This is a genomic window from Megasphaera paucivorans (assembly GCF_900103535.1).
Classification (GTDB): Bacteria; Bacillota; Negativicutes; order Veillonellales; family Megasphaeraceae; genus Megasphaera_A; species Megasphaera_A paucivorans.
The window spans coordinates 23,401-43,631 of sequence record NZ_FNHQ01000008.1 but is presented as its reverse complement, the minus strand read 5'-3'; the positions used below and the strand labels follow the sequence as shown (position 1 = coordinate 43,631).

The following is a 20,231-nucleotide window of genomic DNA, read 5'->3' as shown; positions in this document are numbered from 1 at the left end:
ACAATTGGATATATTACTATGTTACGACAAAATCCAAGAAAAGAAAAGGGCCGTATTAAGATGCGGCCCTTAGTACATTACAAAACTTATTTTTTATTAACCATATCTTTCAACTGTTTACCAGCTTTAAATGCCGGAGTCTTGGAAGCTTTGATTTTGATTGGTTTGTTGTTCTGGGGATTGCGACCTTCACGAGCTTTACGCTGGCGTACTTCGAAAGTACCAAAGCCGATAATTTGTACTTTGTCACCTTTGTTCAAAGTTTCGCTGATGGAAGCAAATACAGCCTTTACAGCTTTTTCAGCGTCTTTCTTTGTCAAATCGGACTTTTGTGCAACACTAGCAATCAATTCTGTTTTGTTCATAACAAATCCTCCTTTTTTCTGTTACATCTATAAATTCGCTGCTAAATGAATTCCGTCCCTATACGGTGGAACTACGCCCTTCGATTTCCTTCGCTTCTTTCCAGAAATCACTCAATTCCTGCAGGGTAACCATCTGCCAGGATTTACCGCTTTCCTTAACTTTATCTTCCACGTAAGAAAATCTACGACGGAATTTGCTGTTAGCACGATGTAACGCACATTCCGGCTCTATACTATACCACCGAAATAAATTGACCAACACAAACAAGACATCGCCTGCTTCTTCTTCGATATGGACCGGATTCTTCTCCTGCAGAGCCTCTTTCAGCTCCTGCCATTCTTCTTGTACTTTATCCCAAACCTGGTCAGTTACTTCCCACTCAAAACCTACCTTGGCAGATTTCTCTTGAAGTTTATATGTTTCAAGTAAAGAAGGCATTCCTTTTACCACACCGTCAAGAAGATATTGATGCTGCTGTCGTTGTTCTCCTTGCTTTAATCTATCCCAGTTTACCATACTCTTACCCATGTTTTCAAGCTTTTTCTTATTGAAAACATGCGGATGTCGCCTAATCATCTTATCGGTAACATCTTTCACAACATCCTGCGCATTAAAAAGGCCTTTTTCTTCGGCTAATCGGCAATGAAACGCGATCTGATACAGTATATCGCCCATTTCTTCCCGAATCCCCGCCATATCGTCCATATCCACCGCATCCAGCATTTCGTACACTTCCTCCAGCAAGTAGCGACGCAGCGTACGATGTGTTTGTGCTCTGTCCCACGGACAGCCATGATCATCACTCCGCAGTTCCGCCATAACATCGAGCAGGGGCTGCAAATCAAACGGTAAACCTGCTTCAATCGGAGCTCCTGTTTCGATAGATATAGCCATCCCCGGCTTCATCTGCCAAACCTGTTCATCCAGTTGTTTTGCTACAGGATCGGCCGCCGCATCGACAGTAATATATAACACCTCTTGCTGCTGTGCCCACTGCAGCAACAAGGAAACAGCTTCCTTACAGGTAGTTTCCTGTCCGGCAATCGCCCTCCCACATGGTAATTTTTTATATGTAATATTTTCTTTTTCCAGAAAATCTACAATATGGCGATGATAGCTGCTCACAAATACGACCTCTGCATGCTGCATCTGCCGGTACACCGAAAGGCTAATGGACTCATCAGGTACCATCCCCACTGATATAAGTCGAATATTTCTCATTGTATCCTCCGAAAACGATCTGTTAATGATGCAGTTTCTTCATCATTTGATTCAATTTTTTTCCTGCAATTGGTATTTTCTGCACATCGTCTGGAGCCACTGCATGTAATAACAGCAAACCTGCAAAATATACGATAATTGCCATTAATATGGCTGCCGTAGTTGCCACTGTATTACCTAACAGGAACACCAGTGCATGATATACAACCCACGCCGTAACACCTGTCAATGCCGAGGCTGCAAGCAATTTTCCCATGTATTTCCATTGTATGACATAGTGAGCGTATCGATATGCAAAATAAAGGTTCAATACCGTCGCCATTGCCAAATCCGCATTAGTTGCCCATGCCGCCCCGACTTCGCCAAGCCAGGGAATCGCAGTCAAATGCCAGCTCAAAACAATTTTCAGCAACGCTGCTGCCACCATATTATATAGAGGAATCGCCGTATGTCCCATTCCCTGTAAAAGTCCGCTGGTAACTTGCTGTACCCCGACAAGCAGGACAGACAAGGATAATACACAAATCGCCGGCCCTGCCAGCGGCGTTGCATAGAGCATTTGAGAAATAGGTACAGCCAGCACCGCCATGCCAAACGTTGCCGGCATCGTAATAAGATTGGCAATACGCATCGCCGTATTCGTGCGCTGCAGTACGATATCCATACGCCTGCCGGCATATGCCGCTGATACGGCAGGAACAAGACTCGTTGCTAATGCCATCGTCAAAATAGCCGGAAGCTGCACAATGCCGTTAGCCATCCCCGTCAAATATCCAAAAAGTGCCGTTGCCTGATGCACAGTGTACCCGGCCGCCTCCAAGCGCTGCGGCACAATAAATAAATCAATACTGGCTACAGCAGGCAGCAGCATATTAGCTGCCGCAACCGGCACGGCAAGAACAATAAGACGTTTGATGACCGCTCCGGGAGAACTCTGCGTAAACTCTCCCGTATCACAAGGCTGCTGCTTTTTTGTATACCGATAATAAATCCAAGCGATAGCTGTCAAACCGGCTATCGCGCCTGGGACAGCGCCAAAAGCCGCTCCGGCTGCTGCTTTTTCAAGTCCGTAAGGCAGAAAGAAACTTGCCAGCGCCAGCATCGCACACACGCGCACAAACTGATCGAGCATTTGAGAAATAGCGGTCGGAGTCATGAGCTGCAAACCTTGAAAATAACCACGAAAACAACACGTTATAATAGACACCGTAAGCGCCGGCGCCAACACAAAAAGCGGCAAATAGGCCCGTTCATCCCGCACCAGGCCGCAGGTTATAAGGAATCCAGCGCCCAAGGCTAATCCCAAACCGCATAGGACCGCAATGATCAGCGTAAAAACCAAGGTAATATGAAACACCCGCTTGGTACCACTGTAATTTCCCCTTGCCGCCTGTTCGGCAATCATAATGGAAACAGCGATCGGAATCCCAGCTCCAGCAATACTAAGCAGCAATATGTATATAGGATACGCCATTTGGTAAAGACCTATCCCTTCCCCGCCCAAAAGTCGGGAAAGAAGGATACGATTGACGCCGCCTAATATTTTAACCACAATACCGGCAAAAGTCAGTATCATGGCTCCGCGTAAAAATGAGCTCTTAGTCAAGCGGATTCCCCTTTCTTAGTATAACAATCGACTGAAATAAATATTCGAGAAAAGACAATATTTCTGTGATTCCCTGCGTAGAAATACGCAAGGTAACGGATGAATCCGGAACTACCCGGAACCGTTTCCGCAATCCATCTTCTAATCGTGCCAACGGCGGCATTTCCGCAATACTCCGCCATTTTAACTCTAGCCAATCTTTTTTCTCTGCAATAAGTACAAGTCCGATTTCTTTTCCCGTTAATCGAATTTGTGTCGCCCGCAGTAATGTTTCCACTGGCAGAGTAGGTTTTCCATACCGGTCAATAATTTCCTGACGCAAATCAATAAATTCCTTCTGAGTCCGAAGCATCGCCATCCGCTGATACATTTCAACTTTCTGACCGCCGTTTTCAATGTAAGCATCATCGATAAAGGCATCCACATGAATATCCATAATTGTTTTAGGCTGCGGAATTTCTCCACTCTGTCCATTCTCGTTCTGGGTTTTGGCAATGGCCTCCTCCAACATATGACAGTACATGGCAAACCCTACGCTTGCTATATTTCCATGCTGTTCCCGTCCTAATAAATTTCCGGCCCCGCGGATTTCTAGATCCCGCATAGCTATTTTAAATCCGGATCCCAGTTCTGTAAACTCTTTGATAGCCTGCAATCGTTTTTCAGCCACTTCCGAAAGAATTTTATCCCTGCGGTACAAGAAATAGGAATAGGCCATGCGATGACTGCGTCCTACACGACCGCGCATCTGATATAACTGGGATAACCCGAAATGATCCGCATCATAAATAATAATGGTATTGGCATTCGCCACATCAAGACCATTTTCAACCAGACTGGAACACAACAGCACATCATACTTTCCTTCATAAAAATCAAACATAACTTGCTCAAGCATGGTACCGCTCATTTGCCCATGCGCAATTCCAATTGTAATATCCGGCAGCAATGCTTGAAGTTCATCCTTCATGCGTTCAATAGTCGCCACTCGATTATAGACAAAAAACACTTGTCCGCCTCGTCTTTTTTCTCTCATTACCGCATCATGAACAAGGCGGGCATCATATTCAACAACATAAGTTTGCACAGGAAAACGATCTGTCGGCGGTGTCTCAATAACACACATTTGGCGTACGCCGACCAAAGACATATGTAAGGTTCGCGGAATAGGCGTTGCGCTCAACGTCAATACATCAATATGAGCTGCCCATGATTTCCATTTTTCTTTTTGCGCCACACCAAATCGCTGCTCTTCATCGACAACAAGAAGCCCCAGATTTTTAAAACGGACCTTTTTGTTCAACAAACTATGTGTACCAATCAATACATCAATTTCCCCAGTCCACACATTCGCTAAAATATCCTTTTTTTCTTTAGCCGAACGGAATCGGTTTAACACTTCACAACGTGCCCCGAAATTACGAAATCGTTCTGTAAAAGTTTGAAAATGCTGCTGTGCCAATACTGTCGTAGGTACAAGCACCGCCACCTGCTTGCCGCCCATCACGGCTTTAAATACAGCCCGCATCGCCACTTCTGTTTTACCAAAGCCGACATCTCCACATACCAGGCAATCCATCGGATACGGTTGTTCCATGCTTTTTTTAATCTCTGCAACTGCTTTGAGCTGATCTTCGGTTTCCTCATACGGAAATGCCTCTTCAAATTCCTTTTGCCATGGTGAATCCGGCGGATATGCAAATCCCGCAACAATTTCCCGCTGTGCATAAATAGCTACCAGTTTTTCTGCTAAATCAGTAATTGATTTTTGAGCCTTACTGCGAGTCTTTTGCCAGTCATTGCCCCCCATCGTATGAAGCTTTGGGGCTTCCCCTTCATTGCCTATATACCGCTGCAATAAGTTGATTTGATCGGTCGGAACATATAGTGTATCTTTTCCAGCATAGTGAATTTCCAAATAATCTTTGTGAACATCATCAATTTCAATGGTTTTGATTCCCACATACTTACCAATGCCGTGTACTTCGTGCACGACATAATCTCCGACTTTGAGATCCGTAAAATAATTGATTTCTTCACCCTTTTGCACGTGATGGCGCAGCCGATGTTTCTGCATGCCGTATATATCGCGTTCGGAAAGCATAACCAATTTAGAATAAGGTAATTCAAATCCGTTGCGTATCTCACCATCGGCAATATAAACAGCTGCCGGGATCAACTCCTGCCCCCCCTCATAAAACACGGGTTCTATATCGTTCTGCCGGAGCCAGCTGGATAATGAATCACTGCGCTGTTTACTGCTGATCACAAAAATAACAGAATTCTTATTTTTTCGCCAATGATCTAATTCATCTTTTAATAAAACAAATTGTTTTTGAAAACTCGCCATTGTCTTTGCCGTAAAACTGGCCGACTCATCAATAAACATATCCGGCACAGACTGTGCTAAAAGAGACAAGATAACCTGTACGCAGTCTCTAGTCTCGCCAGCAAACTTTTTCCAGGGGCAAAGCCATTTTTTGTAATCATCCGATTCCTTTACGACTTTTTTCAATGTTTCGCGGGTCCGATTCGGTTCATCCCATATAATAATGCCATTATCCATATAATCCAGAATCGTCGATTTAAATATACCCGCTTCCGTTCCCAACGATACCGGCAATATTCGGATTTCTGCAACCTGACGGACGGATTTCTGCGTATTGGCATCAAAAAAACGAAGACTATCAATCTCGTCTCCAAAAAATTCGATACGTACAGCTGATTTTTGATTTATAGCATAAATGTCCAAAATATCCCCACGGACCGAAAAATGACCGCGGCGATCCACCATATCCACTCGCTCGTAACCACCGTTTACAAGATGTTGAAGTAATTCATCGCGGTTGCATTCCGTTTGTACCCGCAGTTCAATGGCTGCATCATCAATGACCTGCGGAGTTACAACATACTGCGCTGCTTCTTCTGCTGTAGCAACCACAACATCCGGATGCTGCTGGCGCAAGCCGCTCAGTACCTCCATCTGCCTGGCAGCCCGTTCCATACTTTTAGCCGTCGTTGAAAAAACAGCTCTATCCACAAGTGGAAAATCAAGGGTTTTCAAAGCGGGTGCAAAAAACTGCAAATCAGAAATCCAGGAAGCCTGCTGTTCTTTCGTCGGCACAACAATAACGGCCTTTTTTCCGGACATAGCCAATGTCATGCCGGTAAAAGCGACCTTTGCAGAACCTCCGAGACCATATATGCTATGGCACCCGGTAATAGTAAAAAGTTTACGCGAAGAAGTCAGATTTGTATCCTCACACATTCTTCGATATAACATATCATTCATATTCAAATTACCTCACAGCAAAGGGGGCTTTAGATACGCTAAAGCCCTCCACTGCCGGTCAGCCGGCAGTCATTTTTTATTTGTTGTATCATTATAACACACATCACACGGTAACGCTAATAGAAAGATATTTTCCAAAATGAATTGCATATAATAGAAAAAACTTTTATAATTAATAATGTTTGATAAACTGAGTGAGGTGTATTATGTCCTTAATAGAAGAAATTAATAAACGTCGCACCTTTGCTATCATCTCTCACCCAGATGCCGGCAAAACGACTTTAACTGAAAAACTGCTGCTCTACGGCGGTGCCATTCATCTGGCCGGTTCCGTCAAAGCAAGAAAAACAACAAAACACGCCGTATCTGACTGGATGGAAATCGAAAAGCAACGTGGAATCTCGGTTACCAGCTCAGTCTTGCAATTTGATTATGAAGGGCATCATATCAATATTTTAGATACCCCGGGTCATCAGGACTTCAGCGAAGATACCTACCGCACGCTGATGGCCGCCGATAGCGCCGTCATGCTTATTGACGTGGCAAAAGGCGTAGAAGCACAAACAAAAAAACTGTTTCGTGTTTGTAAAGAACGGGGCATTCCTATTTTTACTTTTGTCAATAAAATCGACCACTTTGGCCGCAATCCGTTTGACCTGATGGATGAGATAGAAAATCTGCTTGGCATTCACGCCTACCCCATGAATTGGCCAATCGGACTCAATGGCAGTTATCAAGGAATTTACGACCGCGAAACAGCCACTATCGAATTATTTGAAAAAGATACCTCCCACGGACAGCACAAATTAGCCTCCACAAAGGGCTCTGCTGACGATCCTGTTTTCCGTGAACTCCTTGAAGAAGACGTCCACCAATCGCTGATCGATGATATATCTCTTCTCGACGAAGCCGGCGATACGTTTGATTTCGAAAAAGTAAAAAACGGGCAGCTTACCCCTATGTTCTTCGGTTCCGCCATGACTAACTTCGGAGTCAAGCCATTTTTGGAAAAGTTTTTAAAAATGGCCCCGCAGCCGCAGCCGCGTAAAACATTAGAAACTATAATTGATCCTGCTTCTGAAGAATTCACATCATTTGTTTTCAAAATCCAGGCCAACATGAATCCGCAGCATCATGATCGTATCGTATTCATGCGCATCTGTTCAGGAAAATTTGAAAAGGGCATGACTGTTAATCATCGTCAAAGTGGAAAAACCATACGTCTTATGCAGCCTCAGCAATTTTTAGCCACAGAACGCACCATTATAGATGATGCCTATCCGGGTGATATTATCGGAGTCTTCGACAATGGTACCATGGGTGTCGGGGATACGTTGTACACCGGAAAAAAGAAAGTTACTTTTGCCGACTTTCCCGTATTCCCACCGGAATTATTTGCCCGCATTCGTGCGAAAGATACAATGAAGCGCAAACAATTCTTGAAAGGGATGACACAGCTGGCCCAAGAAGGTGCTGTGCAGATTTTTGAAAATTTAGGTTCTATGGAAAGTTACATTGTCGGCGCTGTCGGCGAGCTGCAGTTTGAAGTACTGGAATATCGGCTCAAACATGAATATGGCGTAGATTTGGAAATGAATCGTCTTCCTTTCTCTATTGCCCGCTGGATTCAAGACAACGGCCACGATTACAAAGAAATGAAAAACATTGACAGTGCTATGATTGTTAAAGATAATAAGCAGCGTCTGGTTCTCCTCATTTCCAATGAATGGCAGACGAACTGGATCATTGAACGAAACCCCGGATTTACCTTCTGTACCACCCCTGATAATTTAAAACGTGAAGCCGAAGAATAATCGTCTTCTTTATACACAATTCCCCTTTTCCTGCCAATCAGGAAAAGGGGAATTGTTTATACATCATGATTTTTACGATTTTGATTCATTCTAGACTCTACAGCCTTTGCCAATGCGGTTGTCTTACGACGGCGATTCCAATACCATAGCCCGCCGTACACAATGACTACAGCAACTGTCACTATCGTAAGCCGCATAGCATGTTCTTCATAATTAACAACATCATGTCCCAAAATAACTTCTATTGCCACAGAAGGCAGTTTCCCGATCAAGCAGCCGATAGCATAATCCCGATAGCTAATACTGCTCAGTGCCCCTAATGCCGTTACCAGACCGTTAGGAGCATACGGTACCGCCCGGGCAGCGATCATCGCCTTTAAGGTACTGTAATGATCAAGTTTACTGAGCATTTTACTCTTTTTGATAAGTGTTTCCGCGCTTTTACGAAACAGAGTCCGCATAAAGAAAAAGCTGATAATAACACCAATCGTTTCTCCCAGCCAAGACACCAGCGTACCAACATAAATGCCAAACAACACGCCATTTGCTGTCGAAATAAAAATAGAAGGCAAAAATCCTACAATGTTAATCACAATATCAATGATCATGCTGACCAGTATCGCCCACATGCCAAAAGATCGAAGATACTCTATGGTCCCATGCATATTGCCACTGACAGACAATTCCCATACGGTACTGTAAAAATCGGGAATCGCTGCATATATACCGGCAAACACCAGCAATAACCCTATAAAGAAAATTGCTTTGATATGGTTTTCGTTGAGCTTCCTTTTATGAGTTGACATGACATATCTCACTTTCATGAGTCATATATGCTATCGTACTTTAGTTTCCCGCATATCCATCACGCGATCGCGTTTAATCTTAGATAAATACATAGATCCGCTAATAATACACACACCACCGGCTACAGATAAAATCGTCATGATTTCACCAAAAACAAAAAATCCCCATACAGCATTGAAAAATACACCGGTATACTGAATAAAGCTTACCACAATCGGATCTGTCCAGGCATAGGCATTCGTCATCCAAATTTGAGCCAATACAGATATGACTCCCATGGCCAAAATATACAGCCATTCGATGCCCTGGGGACCTATATAATCATTTCCCATCAGGATCGCACCGGAAATAGTGGCACAAATCAAAAAATAAAAGACAACTTCATATTGATGATGACCGCCGCCATTCGTCAATTTGCTGATTGTCGTATACACCGCTGCCGACAATACGGCCTGTGCCAATGCAAAAAGCGCGTATGAATTAAACGTACTGTAATTCCAGGGATGCAGGATCAGGCTGGCACCCATAACAATCATAGCCATCGGAATCATCGCTTTTTTAGGTAAAATATCTTTCAGAAAAACAGCGGCAAAAATAACGACAAAAAACGCAGACAGCTGCGACAAAATGGATACATCCCCCAGCGACATTCCCGACAACGCATAAAACAGGCAAATCATGCCCATCCCACCTAAAACACCGCGCATAATAAGCGTCGGTACATCCCGGTGTGATAAATGTACATGCTGATAACGCATTAATCCCACAATAATAATAGAACTGATCAATCCACGAAAAAAAGCTATTTCTCCAATAGGCAGCGTAAAACTCAATTCCTTGACGAAAACGTTTAAAATACTGAAGGCCAACGCCGATATAAGCGCCATAATGACCCCTTTATTCATATAATCCCCTCTTTATTTTTATACCTGCTCTACATGTGTTCGGCATGTATGGCATCTACAAAAGACAACACAGCCTGTTTCATTTCTTCCTTTTCCATCGTATTGGCAAAACGAACAGGCTTCATTTCTAATTCAGCCAGTGCCTTGGGCAGATATATGCCGGTACACGACGCAATAGTTTCCAACATATCAAAAGGATTGTCCTTCTGTCCCAACGCCAGTGCATCACAAATGACCGGTGGAAATTTATACGGATGAGCTGTCGCCATAATAACCGTATGCCGCTGTGCCAAGCCTTGTTTCCGACGATTCAGGTAAACACCGTAAGCAACTGCCGTATGCGGATCAAGGAGATACCCAAAATCATTATAGACATGGTTGATTACCGCCCGGGTTTCATCATCATCGATCCAGCCGCCGGAAAATTCTTCACGTAAAGACTTTAATTCTTCGGCACTGACAGCCATCTTACCAGTTTCCTGCAAATCTTTTTCCCAAGCCGCCACCTTAGCGCTATCCGCACCGGCAACATAAAAAAGGAAACGTTCAAAATTACTGGAAAGCAAAATATCCATAGACGGACTGGCCGTTGTAAAAAATTCGCGCTTCATATCATACACACCGGTTTCAAAGAAATCGGCCAGCACTTTATTTTCATTGGATGCACAAATAAACTGCGCAATAGGTATTCCCATCTTTTTAGCAAAATATCCTGCCAGAATATTACCAAAATTTCCCGTTGGCACAACAACATCAAACGCTTCTCCTTCTTCAATGCAGCCAGAATCAACCAACGACACATAAGTTGACACATAATAAACAATCTGCGGCAGAAGACGTCCCACATTAATAGAATTAGCACTAGAGAAAAGAATTCCCTTTTTATTAGCATATGCATTGACTTCTTCATTAGTAAACACACGTTTCAGAAAACTTTGTGCGTCATCAAAATTACCATGAATAGCCGATACGTTTACATTGTTTCCTTCCTGTTTCTGCATTTGCTGTTTCTGCATCGGACTCACACCCATGCTGGGATAAAAGACCATGATATTGGTTCCTTCAACATCTTTGAATCCTTCCAGCGCTGCTTTTCCGGTATCCCCACTGGTTGCTGTAAGTATTAAGATTTCCCGATCTTCTTTTTCTTGTTTTTTAGCCGCTGTAAGTAAATAAGGAAATAGCGATAATGCCATATCTTTAAATGCCAGCGTCCGACCATGGAACAATTCGGTAATACTTAATGCTGTATCTATAGAATGGAGCGGTACGATGCGGCTATCTGCAAAATTCACATCATTATAAGCATTCTCTATCATCGTCTTACGTTCTTCATCGGTAAAATTAGTAAAGAAATAAGATAACACGACTTCAGCAATTTCTTGATACTTCTTATTCTTCAAATCGGTATACGACAAGACTCCTTCGGGAAATACTGACGGTACATATAACCCGCCATCCTGTGCCAAGCCGTGTAATAATGCGTACGACGGAGAAACCTTTTCAGATGAACGTGTGCTCCTAAAATCCATAGTAATAAAATCCTCCTTTGTTTACACATAGTTTAGAATACGTGTACATTTTATTATAACAAATACAGGAGAAATGGCAACATACTTATCACTATAAATTCCTATTATCTTCATCATAAATATAGCTGTATATCAAAATAATCTCTGCTGCACAAAAAAGGCAGATTCCGAAGAATCTGCCAATATAACTCTATCTTGCCGCCATCTTGTAAATACTAATGTTTGCCAGCTCTGTTAAAAACTACACCGCAAATCATAATCACTGCAAAGATAATTAAATATCCAGCCATGGATTTGCTGTGAGCATAAAAAGCCGCAACGACCATAAACAGACAACAGCAAATAGCGAAAAACGGCATAACGTAACGGCGTATACTGCCTAAATCCGTTTCTTTGCGCATCATCTGAACAAAGATAGGAATATACATCGCATAAATAGTGACAATCGGAAGTTCACTGCTATCAAAACTGAACCAGCCGAACCAGGGAACTTTCACTAAATTGGCTCCGTAAAAATATAAAAGCCATAACGCTGCCAGTCCTAATCCCATAACACAAGCATTTACCGGCATATCGGTACGAGTATCGACTTGCTTGAACGTCGCCGGGTTAGGCCCCATATTCCGCGCTGCCAATGCATACAGACCGCGAACACATCCCATCATAAGCCCATTCAAGGTACCCAGACAGGAAATAACGACAAAAACAAACAAAACAGTGCCACCGATATTGGAAAAAACGGACATAAAAGCGATTTTCGCCCCTTGTTCCCCATTTTTCATCATAACGGCATTTTCCACAGTTCCTGCAAGACCTATATAATACAATACATACGTTAATACGATAAATAAGGTGCCGAAGGTCAGTGCCTTAGGCAGATTTTTCTTGGCATCTTTCAATTCAGAATTGATGCTGGTTGCAATAATCCATCCTTCATATGCAAAAGAGGTAGCCACAACAGCCGTAAATAAAGGATGCTGCGAACTAGTCGTCGTCACTGCAGCCTGTGAAAAATTTTCCACAAGAACACCGCTGTGAATACCCGCAATCGTTCCCAGTACAGCCATCAAAAACAGCGGGATAAGCTTGATCACTGTCGTCGAAACTTGAAATTTACCAGCAATCTTAGGAGATAACGTGTTCATGCAGAATACAGCAATCAGGAAAAACGCCGCCAGTGTCATCGTTTCTCCGCCAACAATATCCCATCCCATGAGAACACCAAAATACCGTGCCGATACCCACGCCAATACAGAAGTTAAGGTAGGAAAATAAATAACTGCGAAAAACCAACCGATAAAATACCCATACTTCGTACCGACCATATCTTCGGCATAATCAACTACACCATTTACTTTTTCATGACGCGTCGCCAAGGTCGCAAACACATAGGCACAGACAACCATAATAATACCGCCGATAATCCAAGAAAGAATCCCTTGTCCTAGATCCCCGCCCGTCGCCTGCAGGATTTTTTCTGCCTTAAAAAACACACCGCTGCCTATAACAATACCGATAACCATCGCAACAGCTGTAGCCAGACCGTATTTTTTCTGCAGCCCCTTCTCTTCCATAAAAACCACCTCCGTATAATTAATTATTTGCATATCCTATCGAAGAAGCTTGTAATGCTCCATATTATAGCATATTTATTTATTAAAATCATTACGTTTAACAAAATTTATGAAATTAATTTTTAAAATGTAAAAATGCAAAAAAAAAAGAACGTTACCTATAATTCAGTAACGTTCTTTTCGTATTAAATCACTTGAAATAAATAGAATTTCAGATAATTTGTTTCCGGTACATTCCAAAGAATGGGATGATCGGGAGATTGCTGCCGCGCTTCGATCTGCCGCAGTGATACCCCGGCATCGGCAGCGGCTTCATGCAGCATGCGCCGAAATAAATCTTCTCTCATAAAATGAGAACAAGAACACGTGGCCAAATATCCGCCTCTCGGCAGCAAGCGCATCGCTTTTAAATTGATTTCTTTATAACCGCGCATCGCATTATGCACGGTATGTCCCGATTTTGTAAACGCCGGTGGATCCAGGATAATAAAATCGTAAAGATGATTCTTTTCTTCTACCAGCTTTGTCAAAAGATCAAAGACATTTGCCTGCTGTACCGTAACAACAGTTTCCATACCATTTCTTCGGACATTTTCTTCCGTCATGCGAACCGCGTCTTCTGATACATCAACAGCAGTAACAGAGGCTGCACCTCCGCGGGCTGCATTTAAAGCAAAGGCACCCGTATGGGTAAAACAATCCAGTACATGACGACCGGCAGCAAGTTTTCCAACAGCCTTGCGATTATATTTCTGATCAAGAAAAAATCCTGTCTTCTGACCATTTTCCACATCCACTTCATACAAAATTCCGTTTTCATTGATTGTCGTAATCGGCATTCCTGATGCAGATATCGAGGGGAACACATACCAGCCTTTATACTGTTCCATCCCATCCAGTTCCCGAACCTTTAGATCGTTCCGTTCGTAAATTCCCCGTATGGTTTCTCCCATTGCTGCCAGACCTTCCAGCAAGGCTTTGAATATAACGGGTTTTATCTGATCCATGCCATAACATAACGTCTGTACGACTAATATATCATTATACCGATCTACCGTCAGTCCCGGCATTTGATCGGCATCCCCGAAAATAAGACGGCAGCAGGAAAAATCAGTTGTACCCATGACAGCCTGCCGATACTCCAGTGCATATTGCACGCGCCGCTGCCAAAATGCTTCATCAAAGCGGTCATTGGCATTTGTCGACAGAATCCGTACACGAATTTTAGAAATATCATTAGCAAACCCCGTCCCCAGATAACGATCTTTTTCACTGAAAACATCAACAATATCTCCTGTTTTGTACGCCCCTTCCACATGGGTAACTTCTTCCCCATAAACCCAAGGGTGGCCGCCTCTTGCAGCCTTTTCTCCTTTACGGGTCAAATACAATTTTGCATAACTTCTCATAATTCTCCCTTAACCGGCCTGGAGACCGGATATATGCCTTACAAAATGTAATGACTCAAATCAACATTTTGTACTACATCATTCAATTTATTTGTAACAAAAGCACTATTGACTACGATATGTGTATCATCGACATCAGGAGCTTCATATGCTACATCCTCCAAAATTTTTTCTAAAATCGTATGAAGACGGCGGGCTCCGATATTCTCTGTTTCCAAATTAACCTTATAGGCAAATTCGGCAATTGTATCGATACCATCCTCCGTAAATTCCAACTCAATTCCTTCTGTCGAAAGCAATGCGATATACTGTTTTACCAACGATTGATCCGGTTCCGTAAGAATTTTCCGAAAATCTTCTATAGTAAGTGACTGCAGTTCAACCCGGATAGGGAACCGTCCTTGTAATTCCGGAATCAAATCAGATGGTTTCGACACATGAAATGCACCGGCTGCTATAAACAGGATGTGATCGGTCTTAACCGGACCATATTTGGTATTGACCGTTGCGCCTTCCACGATCGGCAGGATATCTCTCTGCACCCCTTCTCGAGATACATCGGGTCCGTTGCTGCGTCCTTTTTCGGCAATTTTATCAAATTCATCAATAAAAACAATCCCTGCCTGCTCCGTAGCTTCAATCGCCTTATCAACAATGACATCCATATCCAAGCACTTTTCCAACTCTTCTTCCCTGAAAATTTCACGTGCTTTGCTGACTGTCATTTTCTTTTTCTTTTTCTTCTTAGGCATAATACTGCCAAGCATTTCCTGAAAATTATTCGTCAGTTCTTCCGTGGAATTTCCTGTCAAAATGCCTTGAATTGCTTTATCTTGTTCTGCGACTTCTATTTCAATTTCCCGGTCATCCATTTTATGCGCACAAATTTCTTCATACATTTTCTGCCGACGATCAGGCGATACACTTTCTAGCTGTTTGGGTGCTTCTTCACTTTTCTTTTCTTCGTTCTTTTTTTCTTCCTCATTTCCAAAAATAATGTCCATGGGATTGCGCAGTTTTTCTTCTGTTGTTTTTTTCGGCCAAAACACCTGCAGAATCCGTTTATTCGCTTCTGCCTCTGCCTTCGCTTTATATGTCTGGCTTTCTTGTTCTTCCACCATGCGGATAGCATTGGCCACCAAGTCACGAATAATCTGCTCCACATCACGTCCCACATAGCCTACTTCTGTATACTTCGTTGCTTCCACCTTAATAAACGGAGCCCCTACAAGACGTGCCAGCCGTCTGGCGATTTCTGTCTTGCCTACGCCAGTCGGCCCGATGAGAAGAATATTTTTAGGAATAATTTCCTCCTGCATATTTTCGCTCAAATGCTTGCGGCGCCAGCGATTACGCAATGCAATCGCTACAGATTTTTTTGCTTCCCCTTGACCAACAATATATTTATCGAGTTCCGCAACAATTTGTTTTGGTGTTAATTCCATGTCGTACATATACTGTTCCTCTTTTCTTAAATTTCTTCTACAATAACATGATGATTCGTATATACACAGATATCCGCTGCAATATGCAATGATTTTTCAGCAATTTCCCGCGCTGCTAAATCGGTATTCTGCATGAGGGCCCGCGCTGAAGCCAATGCATAATTGCCGCCGGAACCAATAGCCAGAATCCCATCATCCGGTTCGATAACTTCTCCATTGCCGGATATAAGCAAAATACGCTGGTTATCTGCTACCAGCAATAATGCCTCCAGCTTATGCAGAATTTTGTCTGAACGCCAATCTTTAGCCAGTTCCACAGCACTGCGTACAAGATTTCCATTATGTTCATTCAGTTTTTCTTCAAAATGATCAAATAATGTAAACGCATCAGCAACAGAACCAGCAAACCCGCTGACGATTTTACCATGATAGAGACGCCGTACCTTCTGTGCCGTCTGCTTCATAATAACCGAATTTCCCATGGTAACCTGTCCATCGCCGGCAATCGCGGTCTTACCGTCCTTCTGTACTGCTACGATAGTCGTAGCATGAAATTCTGTATCCATCTATATCTTCTCCTTTACAGCATCTATTTCTTCCAGTGCCCGTTGTGCCAAAAGCGCATTTTTTTCTTTTTTCTTCATACGCTTTTTTATACCTAGGGGTTCCATAATTCCAAAGTTGATATTCATCGGTTGAAAATGGTCATTAGGGCCGGTAGAAATATATTGGCTTAATCCGCCAATAGCCGTACGCTTTGAAAAAACAATGTTCTCTTTATCTGCCAAAAAACGCGCGGCGTTGATCCCTGCCAGCAATCCCATCGCCGCCGATTCCAGATATCCTTCCACTCCCGTTAACTGTCCTGCAAAAAAAAGTTTTGGATTATGGCGGTACTGCAGCGTTGCATGCAATAATTCAGGTGAATTGATATAGGAATTGCGGTGCATAACGCCATAACGGATGAATTCAGCATGTTCCAGCCCCGGTATCATGGAAAATACTCTTTTTTGTTCTCCCCATTTCAGATGCGTCTGAAACCCGACCATGTTATATAAGGTAGCACTGCCGTTATCCTGTCGAAGCTGTACCACCGCATAGGGAATGGTATCCGTACCGGGGAGTTCGAGTCCTACGGGTTTCATAGGTCCAAAACGCAGCGTATCAATACCGCGGGAAGCCATGATTTCTACCGGCATACACCCTTCAAATACGGCATCGTTTTTTTCGAATTCTTTAAGTTCCGTGCATTCGGCAGTAGTCAGAGCCTGCCAAAATTCTTTATATTCTTCTTCCGTAAACGGACAGTTGAGGTAATCAGCTCCGCCTTTTCCATAGCGAGCTGCCCGGTATACCTTCGTCATATCCAAAGAATCAACCGAAACAATCGGAGCCGCCGCATCATGAAAATGAAAATAATCGGCACCCGTCATCGTACGGATCGTTTCAGCCATCCTCTCGCTAGTAAGCGGTCCTGTCGCAATGATACACACCTGATCCTCGGGAATTTTGGTTATCTCCTCATGCCGTACGGTAACCAGCGGATGATTTTTCAGCCGTTCCGTAACCATCTGGCTGAAAGGAACACGGTCCACTGCCAGTGCGCCTCCCGCCGGAACACGAGTGGCATCAGCCGCCTCCATAATAAGGGAGCCGAGGCGCCGCATCTCTTCTTTTAAAAGTCCTACGGCGTTTTCAACATTCGCTGCCCGCAGTGAATTACTGCACACTAATTCAGCAAAAAATTCCGTATGATGAGCCGGCGATGACTTGACAGGGCGCATTTCTACCAATTCCACGGGAATACCGCGGCATACAAGCTGCCAAGCGGCTTCCGATCCGGCAAGACCGGCTCCGATAACTAAGACATTATTCTTCATTGACTGTTTCACCCTTTTTATAATTTTCACACGCTGCATTACTGCAGAAAATTTTATCAGGACCGGTCTTATAATGCTTAACGATCATAATACTGCCACACACCGGACACTTTTTATCTACAGGCTGATTCCAAAGCACAAAATCACAATTTGGATATTCACTGCAGCCATAAAACACACGGCCGCGTTTTGATTTACGTTTGATCATGCTGCCCTTGCCGCATTTAGGACAGGTAATACCGAGATCTTCTACAATAGCTTTTGTATTATGACATTCAGGAAAATTGGAACAGGCCAGGAACTTGCCGAAACGGCCAAATTTATAAACCATAGGAGATCCGCAAAGTTCACACATCTCTCCAGATTCCTGTCCGGCAACCGTCACCTTTTCCATCTTACTTTCTGCATTTTCCATTTCGGGTTCAAATACCTTGTAAAAATCGCTCAATACATGCGTATATGTATTCTTCCCCTGTTCAATGCCATCCAGCTCTTCTTCTAGTTCCGCTGTAAAACTGACATTGATAATACGTTCGAAATATTTTTTCAATAAATCGACAATCACTACACCCAATTCAGTCGGTATGAACTGTTTTTCTTTCTTTTCCACATAATTCCGCTTTTGGATCGTATCCATAATAGGAGCATAGGTACTAGGCCGTCCAATACCTTTTTCTTCCAATGTCTTAATAAGGCTGGCTTCCGTGTATCGGGCCGGCGGCTGTGTAAAATGCTGCAAAGCCTCTGTTCCTTCATTATGAACAATCGTATCGGCTGCAATATCCGGCAACTCTGCCACATTTTTATCTTTTTTTGCATCCTCATATAACTCTGTAAACCCTTTGAAAACAACTTTATATCCGGAAGCTTTTAACTCATACATGCCGCTTACGACAGTCACCGCTAAATGTTCTGTTTCAACCGCCGTCATCTGACTTGCCACAAAACGGTTCCAAATCAGTGTATATAACCGCAGCTGGTCACGAGATACATAATTGGCAACTATCGCCGGCGTTAATTCCAGCGATGTCGGCCGAATCGCTTCATGGGCATCCTGACTGGTCTGTTTTGTTTTATAGACATGCGCTTTGGCAGGAACATAGGCAGATCCATATGTATCTGCAATAAACGTACGTACATCTTGAATCATATCTTCATTAATACGGACCGAGTCAGTTCTCATATAGGTAATCAACCCTACATGTCCCTGTTCCCCGATATCCAGACCTTCATATAACTGCTGTGCCAGCATCATTGTCTTTTTGGCACCAAAATTCAATTTGCTGACACATTCCTGCTGCATCGTCGAAGTAGTAAACGGCGGCTGCGGCTGCCGTTTACGCTTACGCCGTTCCACCTTAGTAACCATATCCGGCTGATGTCCTGCCGTTGCAGCGCTTCCCTGCTGTTCCCACTGCAATTCTGCTGCGATGCGGTTGGCCGTCCCGCCATCTTCAATCTCTGCTTTTTTGCCCTCTATTTTAGTCAATTCCGTCTGCAGTACGATTCCATCTTCGGTCTTATAGACGCCATTGACAGTCCAATATTCCTGTGGCACAAAAGCCTTTATTTCTTCCTCACGTTCGCAAATAAGGCGTACCGCAACAGATTGTACACGTCCGGCACTCAATCCCTTGCAAACCTTTTTCCAAAGCAGAGGGCTGAGCTTGTACCCCACGATTCTATCCAAAACACGGCGTGCCTGCTGTGCATCTACTTTTTGCAAATCTATGCACTGCGGATGTTCCATGCCCTCTATAATTCCCTTTTTCGTAATTTCGTGAAACATTACGCGGCACGTTTCATGAGTATCCATATCCAGCAAATGTGCTAAATGCCAGGATATAGCTTCTCCTTCACGGTCAGGGTCAGTTGCCAGGTACACTTTCTTAGACCGGACAAACTCATTTTGAAGCTCTTCAATCAATTTTTTCTTATCAAACATATTAGTATATGTCGGTGTGAAATTATCTTCAATATTGACTCCGAATTGATTGCGAGGCAAATCACGCAAATGACCGCGGCTGGCCAATACCTTATAGGAATTGCCTAAAAATCGTTCAATCGTTTTAGCCTTAGCCGGTGATTCCACAATAACCAGATTTTTAGCATTCTTCGGCAAAGGATCCATTTTAGTAAGCTTCACCTTTTCCGGCACATGCACAGTACCTTTAATAATGGTAGCTTTTCCCTTCTTGGCATCCTTGGCTGCCGTTTTTTTGCCTTTTTTCTTTTTCGTATCGTCAATAATAATAGTCCGCTTAATTGGAAATTCCATGAAACCCATCCTTTATCTCAAGACTAACAATAAAACATGCGATGCAAGTAAAAACAAACATGCAAATACATCTTACACTATTATGTCAATCCGTTCAACTCT

General features: G+C 43.2%; 14 protein-coding genes. 1 reads left to right on the top strand and 13 read right to left on the bottom strand.

Features of this window, described 5'->3' with window-relative positions; translation table 11 throughout:
- Positions 1-86: 86 nt before the first annotated feature.
- From BLR11_RS05090 to mfd, 4 genes are all read right to left on the bottom strand, one after another.
- Positions 87-365, bottom strand: a complete 279-nt coding sequence (locus BLR11_RS05090) for an HU family DNA-binding protein (protein WP_091648908.1) — start codon at positions 363-365, stop codon at positions 87-89.
- A 58-nt stretch (positions 366-423) separates the two neighbouring features.
- Positions 424-1,260, bottom strand: a complete 837-nt coding sequence (mazG, locus tag BLR11_RS05085) for a nucleoside triphosphate pyrophosphohydrolase (RefSeq protein WP_245675092.1) — start codon at positions 1,258-1,260, stop codon at positions 424-426.
- Positions 1,261-1,609: 349 nt separating this feature from the next.
- Positions 1,610-3,193, bottom strand: a complete 1,584-nt coding sequence (locus BLR11_RS05080; RefSeq protein ID WP_091648906.1) for a putative polysaccharide biosynthesis protein — start codon at positions 3,191-3,193, stop codon at positions 1,610-1,612.
- On the bottom strand, positions 3,186-6,485 hold the full coding sequence (gene mfd / locus BLR11_RS05075; RefSeq protein ID WP_245675089.1) for a transcription-repair coupling factor: 3,300 nt from the start codon (positions 6,483-6,485) through the stop codon (positions 3,186-3,188). The genes BLR11_RS05080 and mfd overlap by 8 nt, the downstream gene beginning before the upstream one ends.
- Before the next feature lie 206 nt (positions 6,486-6,691).
- Here mfd and BLR11_RS05070 point away from each other — a divergent pair, with 206 nt between their 5' ends.
- Positions 6,692-8,299 carry a peptide chain release factor 3 gene (locus BLR11_RS05070; RefSeq protein ID WP_091648903.1) on the top strand — a complete coding sequence of 536 codons (1,608 nt, stop codon included), beginning with the start codon at positions 6,692-6,694 and terminating at the stop codon, positions 8,297-8,299.
- A 56-nt stretch (positions 8,300-8,355) separates the two neighbouring features.
- On the opposite strand, the gene BLR11_RS05065 is transcribed toward BLR11_RS05070, so the two are convergent.
- The 9 genes from BLR11_RS05065 to topA all read right to left on the bottom strand — a co-directional run bounded on the left by BLR11_RS05065 (position 8,356) and on the right by topA (position 20,129).
- Complete coding sequence (locus tag BLR11_RS05065; RefSeq protein WP_091648900.1) at positions 8,356-9,105, bottom strand: TVP38/TMEM64 family protein; 750 nt, start codon at positions 9,103-9,105, stop codon at positions 8,356-8,358.
- A 30-nt stretch (positions 9,106-9,135) separates the two neighbouring features.
- The gene (locus BLR11_RS05060; protein WP_091648898.1) at positions 9,136-10,011 is read right to left on the bottom strand and encodes a DMT family transporter; all 876 of its coding nucleotides are present in this window, start codon (positions 10,009-10,011) and stop codon (positions 9,136-9,138) included.
- A 29-nt stretch (positions 10,012-10,040) separates the two neighbouring features.
- Positions 10,041-11,543 carry a threonine synthase gene (gene thrC / locus BLR11_RS05055; protein WP_091648895.1) on the bottom strand — a complete coding sequence of 501 codons (1,503 nt, stop codon included), beginning with the start codon at positions 11,541-11,543 and terminating at the stop codon, positions 10,041-10,043.
- A 215-nt stretch (positions 11,544-11,758) separates the two neighbouring features.
- Positions 11,759-13,117, bottom strand: coding sequence for an APC family permease (locus BLR11_RS05050; protein WP_091648893.1), 1,359 nt, complete (start codon positions 13,115-13,117; stop codon positions 11,759-11,761).
- A 185-nt stretch (positions 13,118-13,302) separates the two neighbouring features.
- Positions 13,303-14,526, bottom strand: coding sequence for a class I SAM-dependent rRNA methyltransferase (locus BLR11_RS05045; protein WP_091648891.1), 1,224 nt, complete (start codon positions 14,524-14,526; stop codon positions 13,303-13,305).
- Positions 14,527-14,564: 38 nt separating this feature from the next.
- On the bottom strand, positions 14,565-15,980 hold the full coding sequence (gene hslU, locus BLR11_RS05040) for an ATP-dependent protease ATPase subunit HslU (protein WP_091648890.1): 1,416 nt from the start codon (positions 15,978-15,980) through the stop codon (positions 14,565-14,567).
- A gap of 17 nt (positions 15,981-15,997) precedes the next feature.
- Positions 15,998-16,537: an ATP-dependent protease subunit HslV gene (gene hslV / locus BLR11_RS05035; RefSeq protein ID WP_091648886.1), complete on the bottom strand. Its 540-nt coding sequence runs from the start codon at positions 16,535-16,537 to the stop codon at positions 15,998-16,000.
- On the bottom strand, positions 16,538-17,851 hold the full coding sequence (trmFO, locus tag BLR11_RS05030) for a methylenetetrahydrofolate--tRNA-(uracil(54)-C(5))-methyltransferase (FADH(2)-oxidizing) TrmFO (RefSeq protein ID WP_091648884.1): 1,314 nt from the start codon (positions 17,849-17,851) through the stop codon (positions 16,538-16,540).
- A complete protein-coding gene (gene topA, locus BLR11_RS05025; RefSeq protein WP_091648881.1) occupies positions 17,841-20,129 on the bottom strand; it encodes a type I DNA topoisomerase in 2,289 nt (762 codons plus the stop codon). The genes trmFO and topA overlap by 11 nt, the downstream gene beginning before the upstream one ends.
- Between the last annotated feature and the right edge of the window lie 102 nt (positions 20,130-20,231).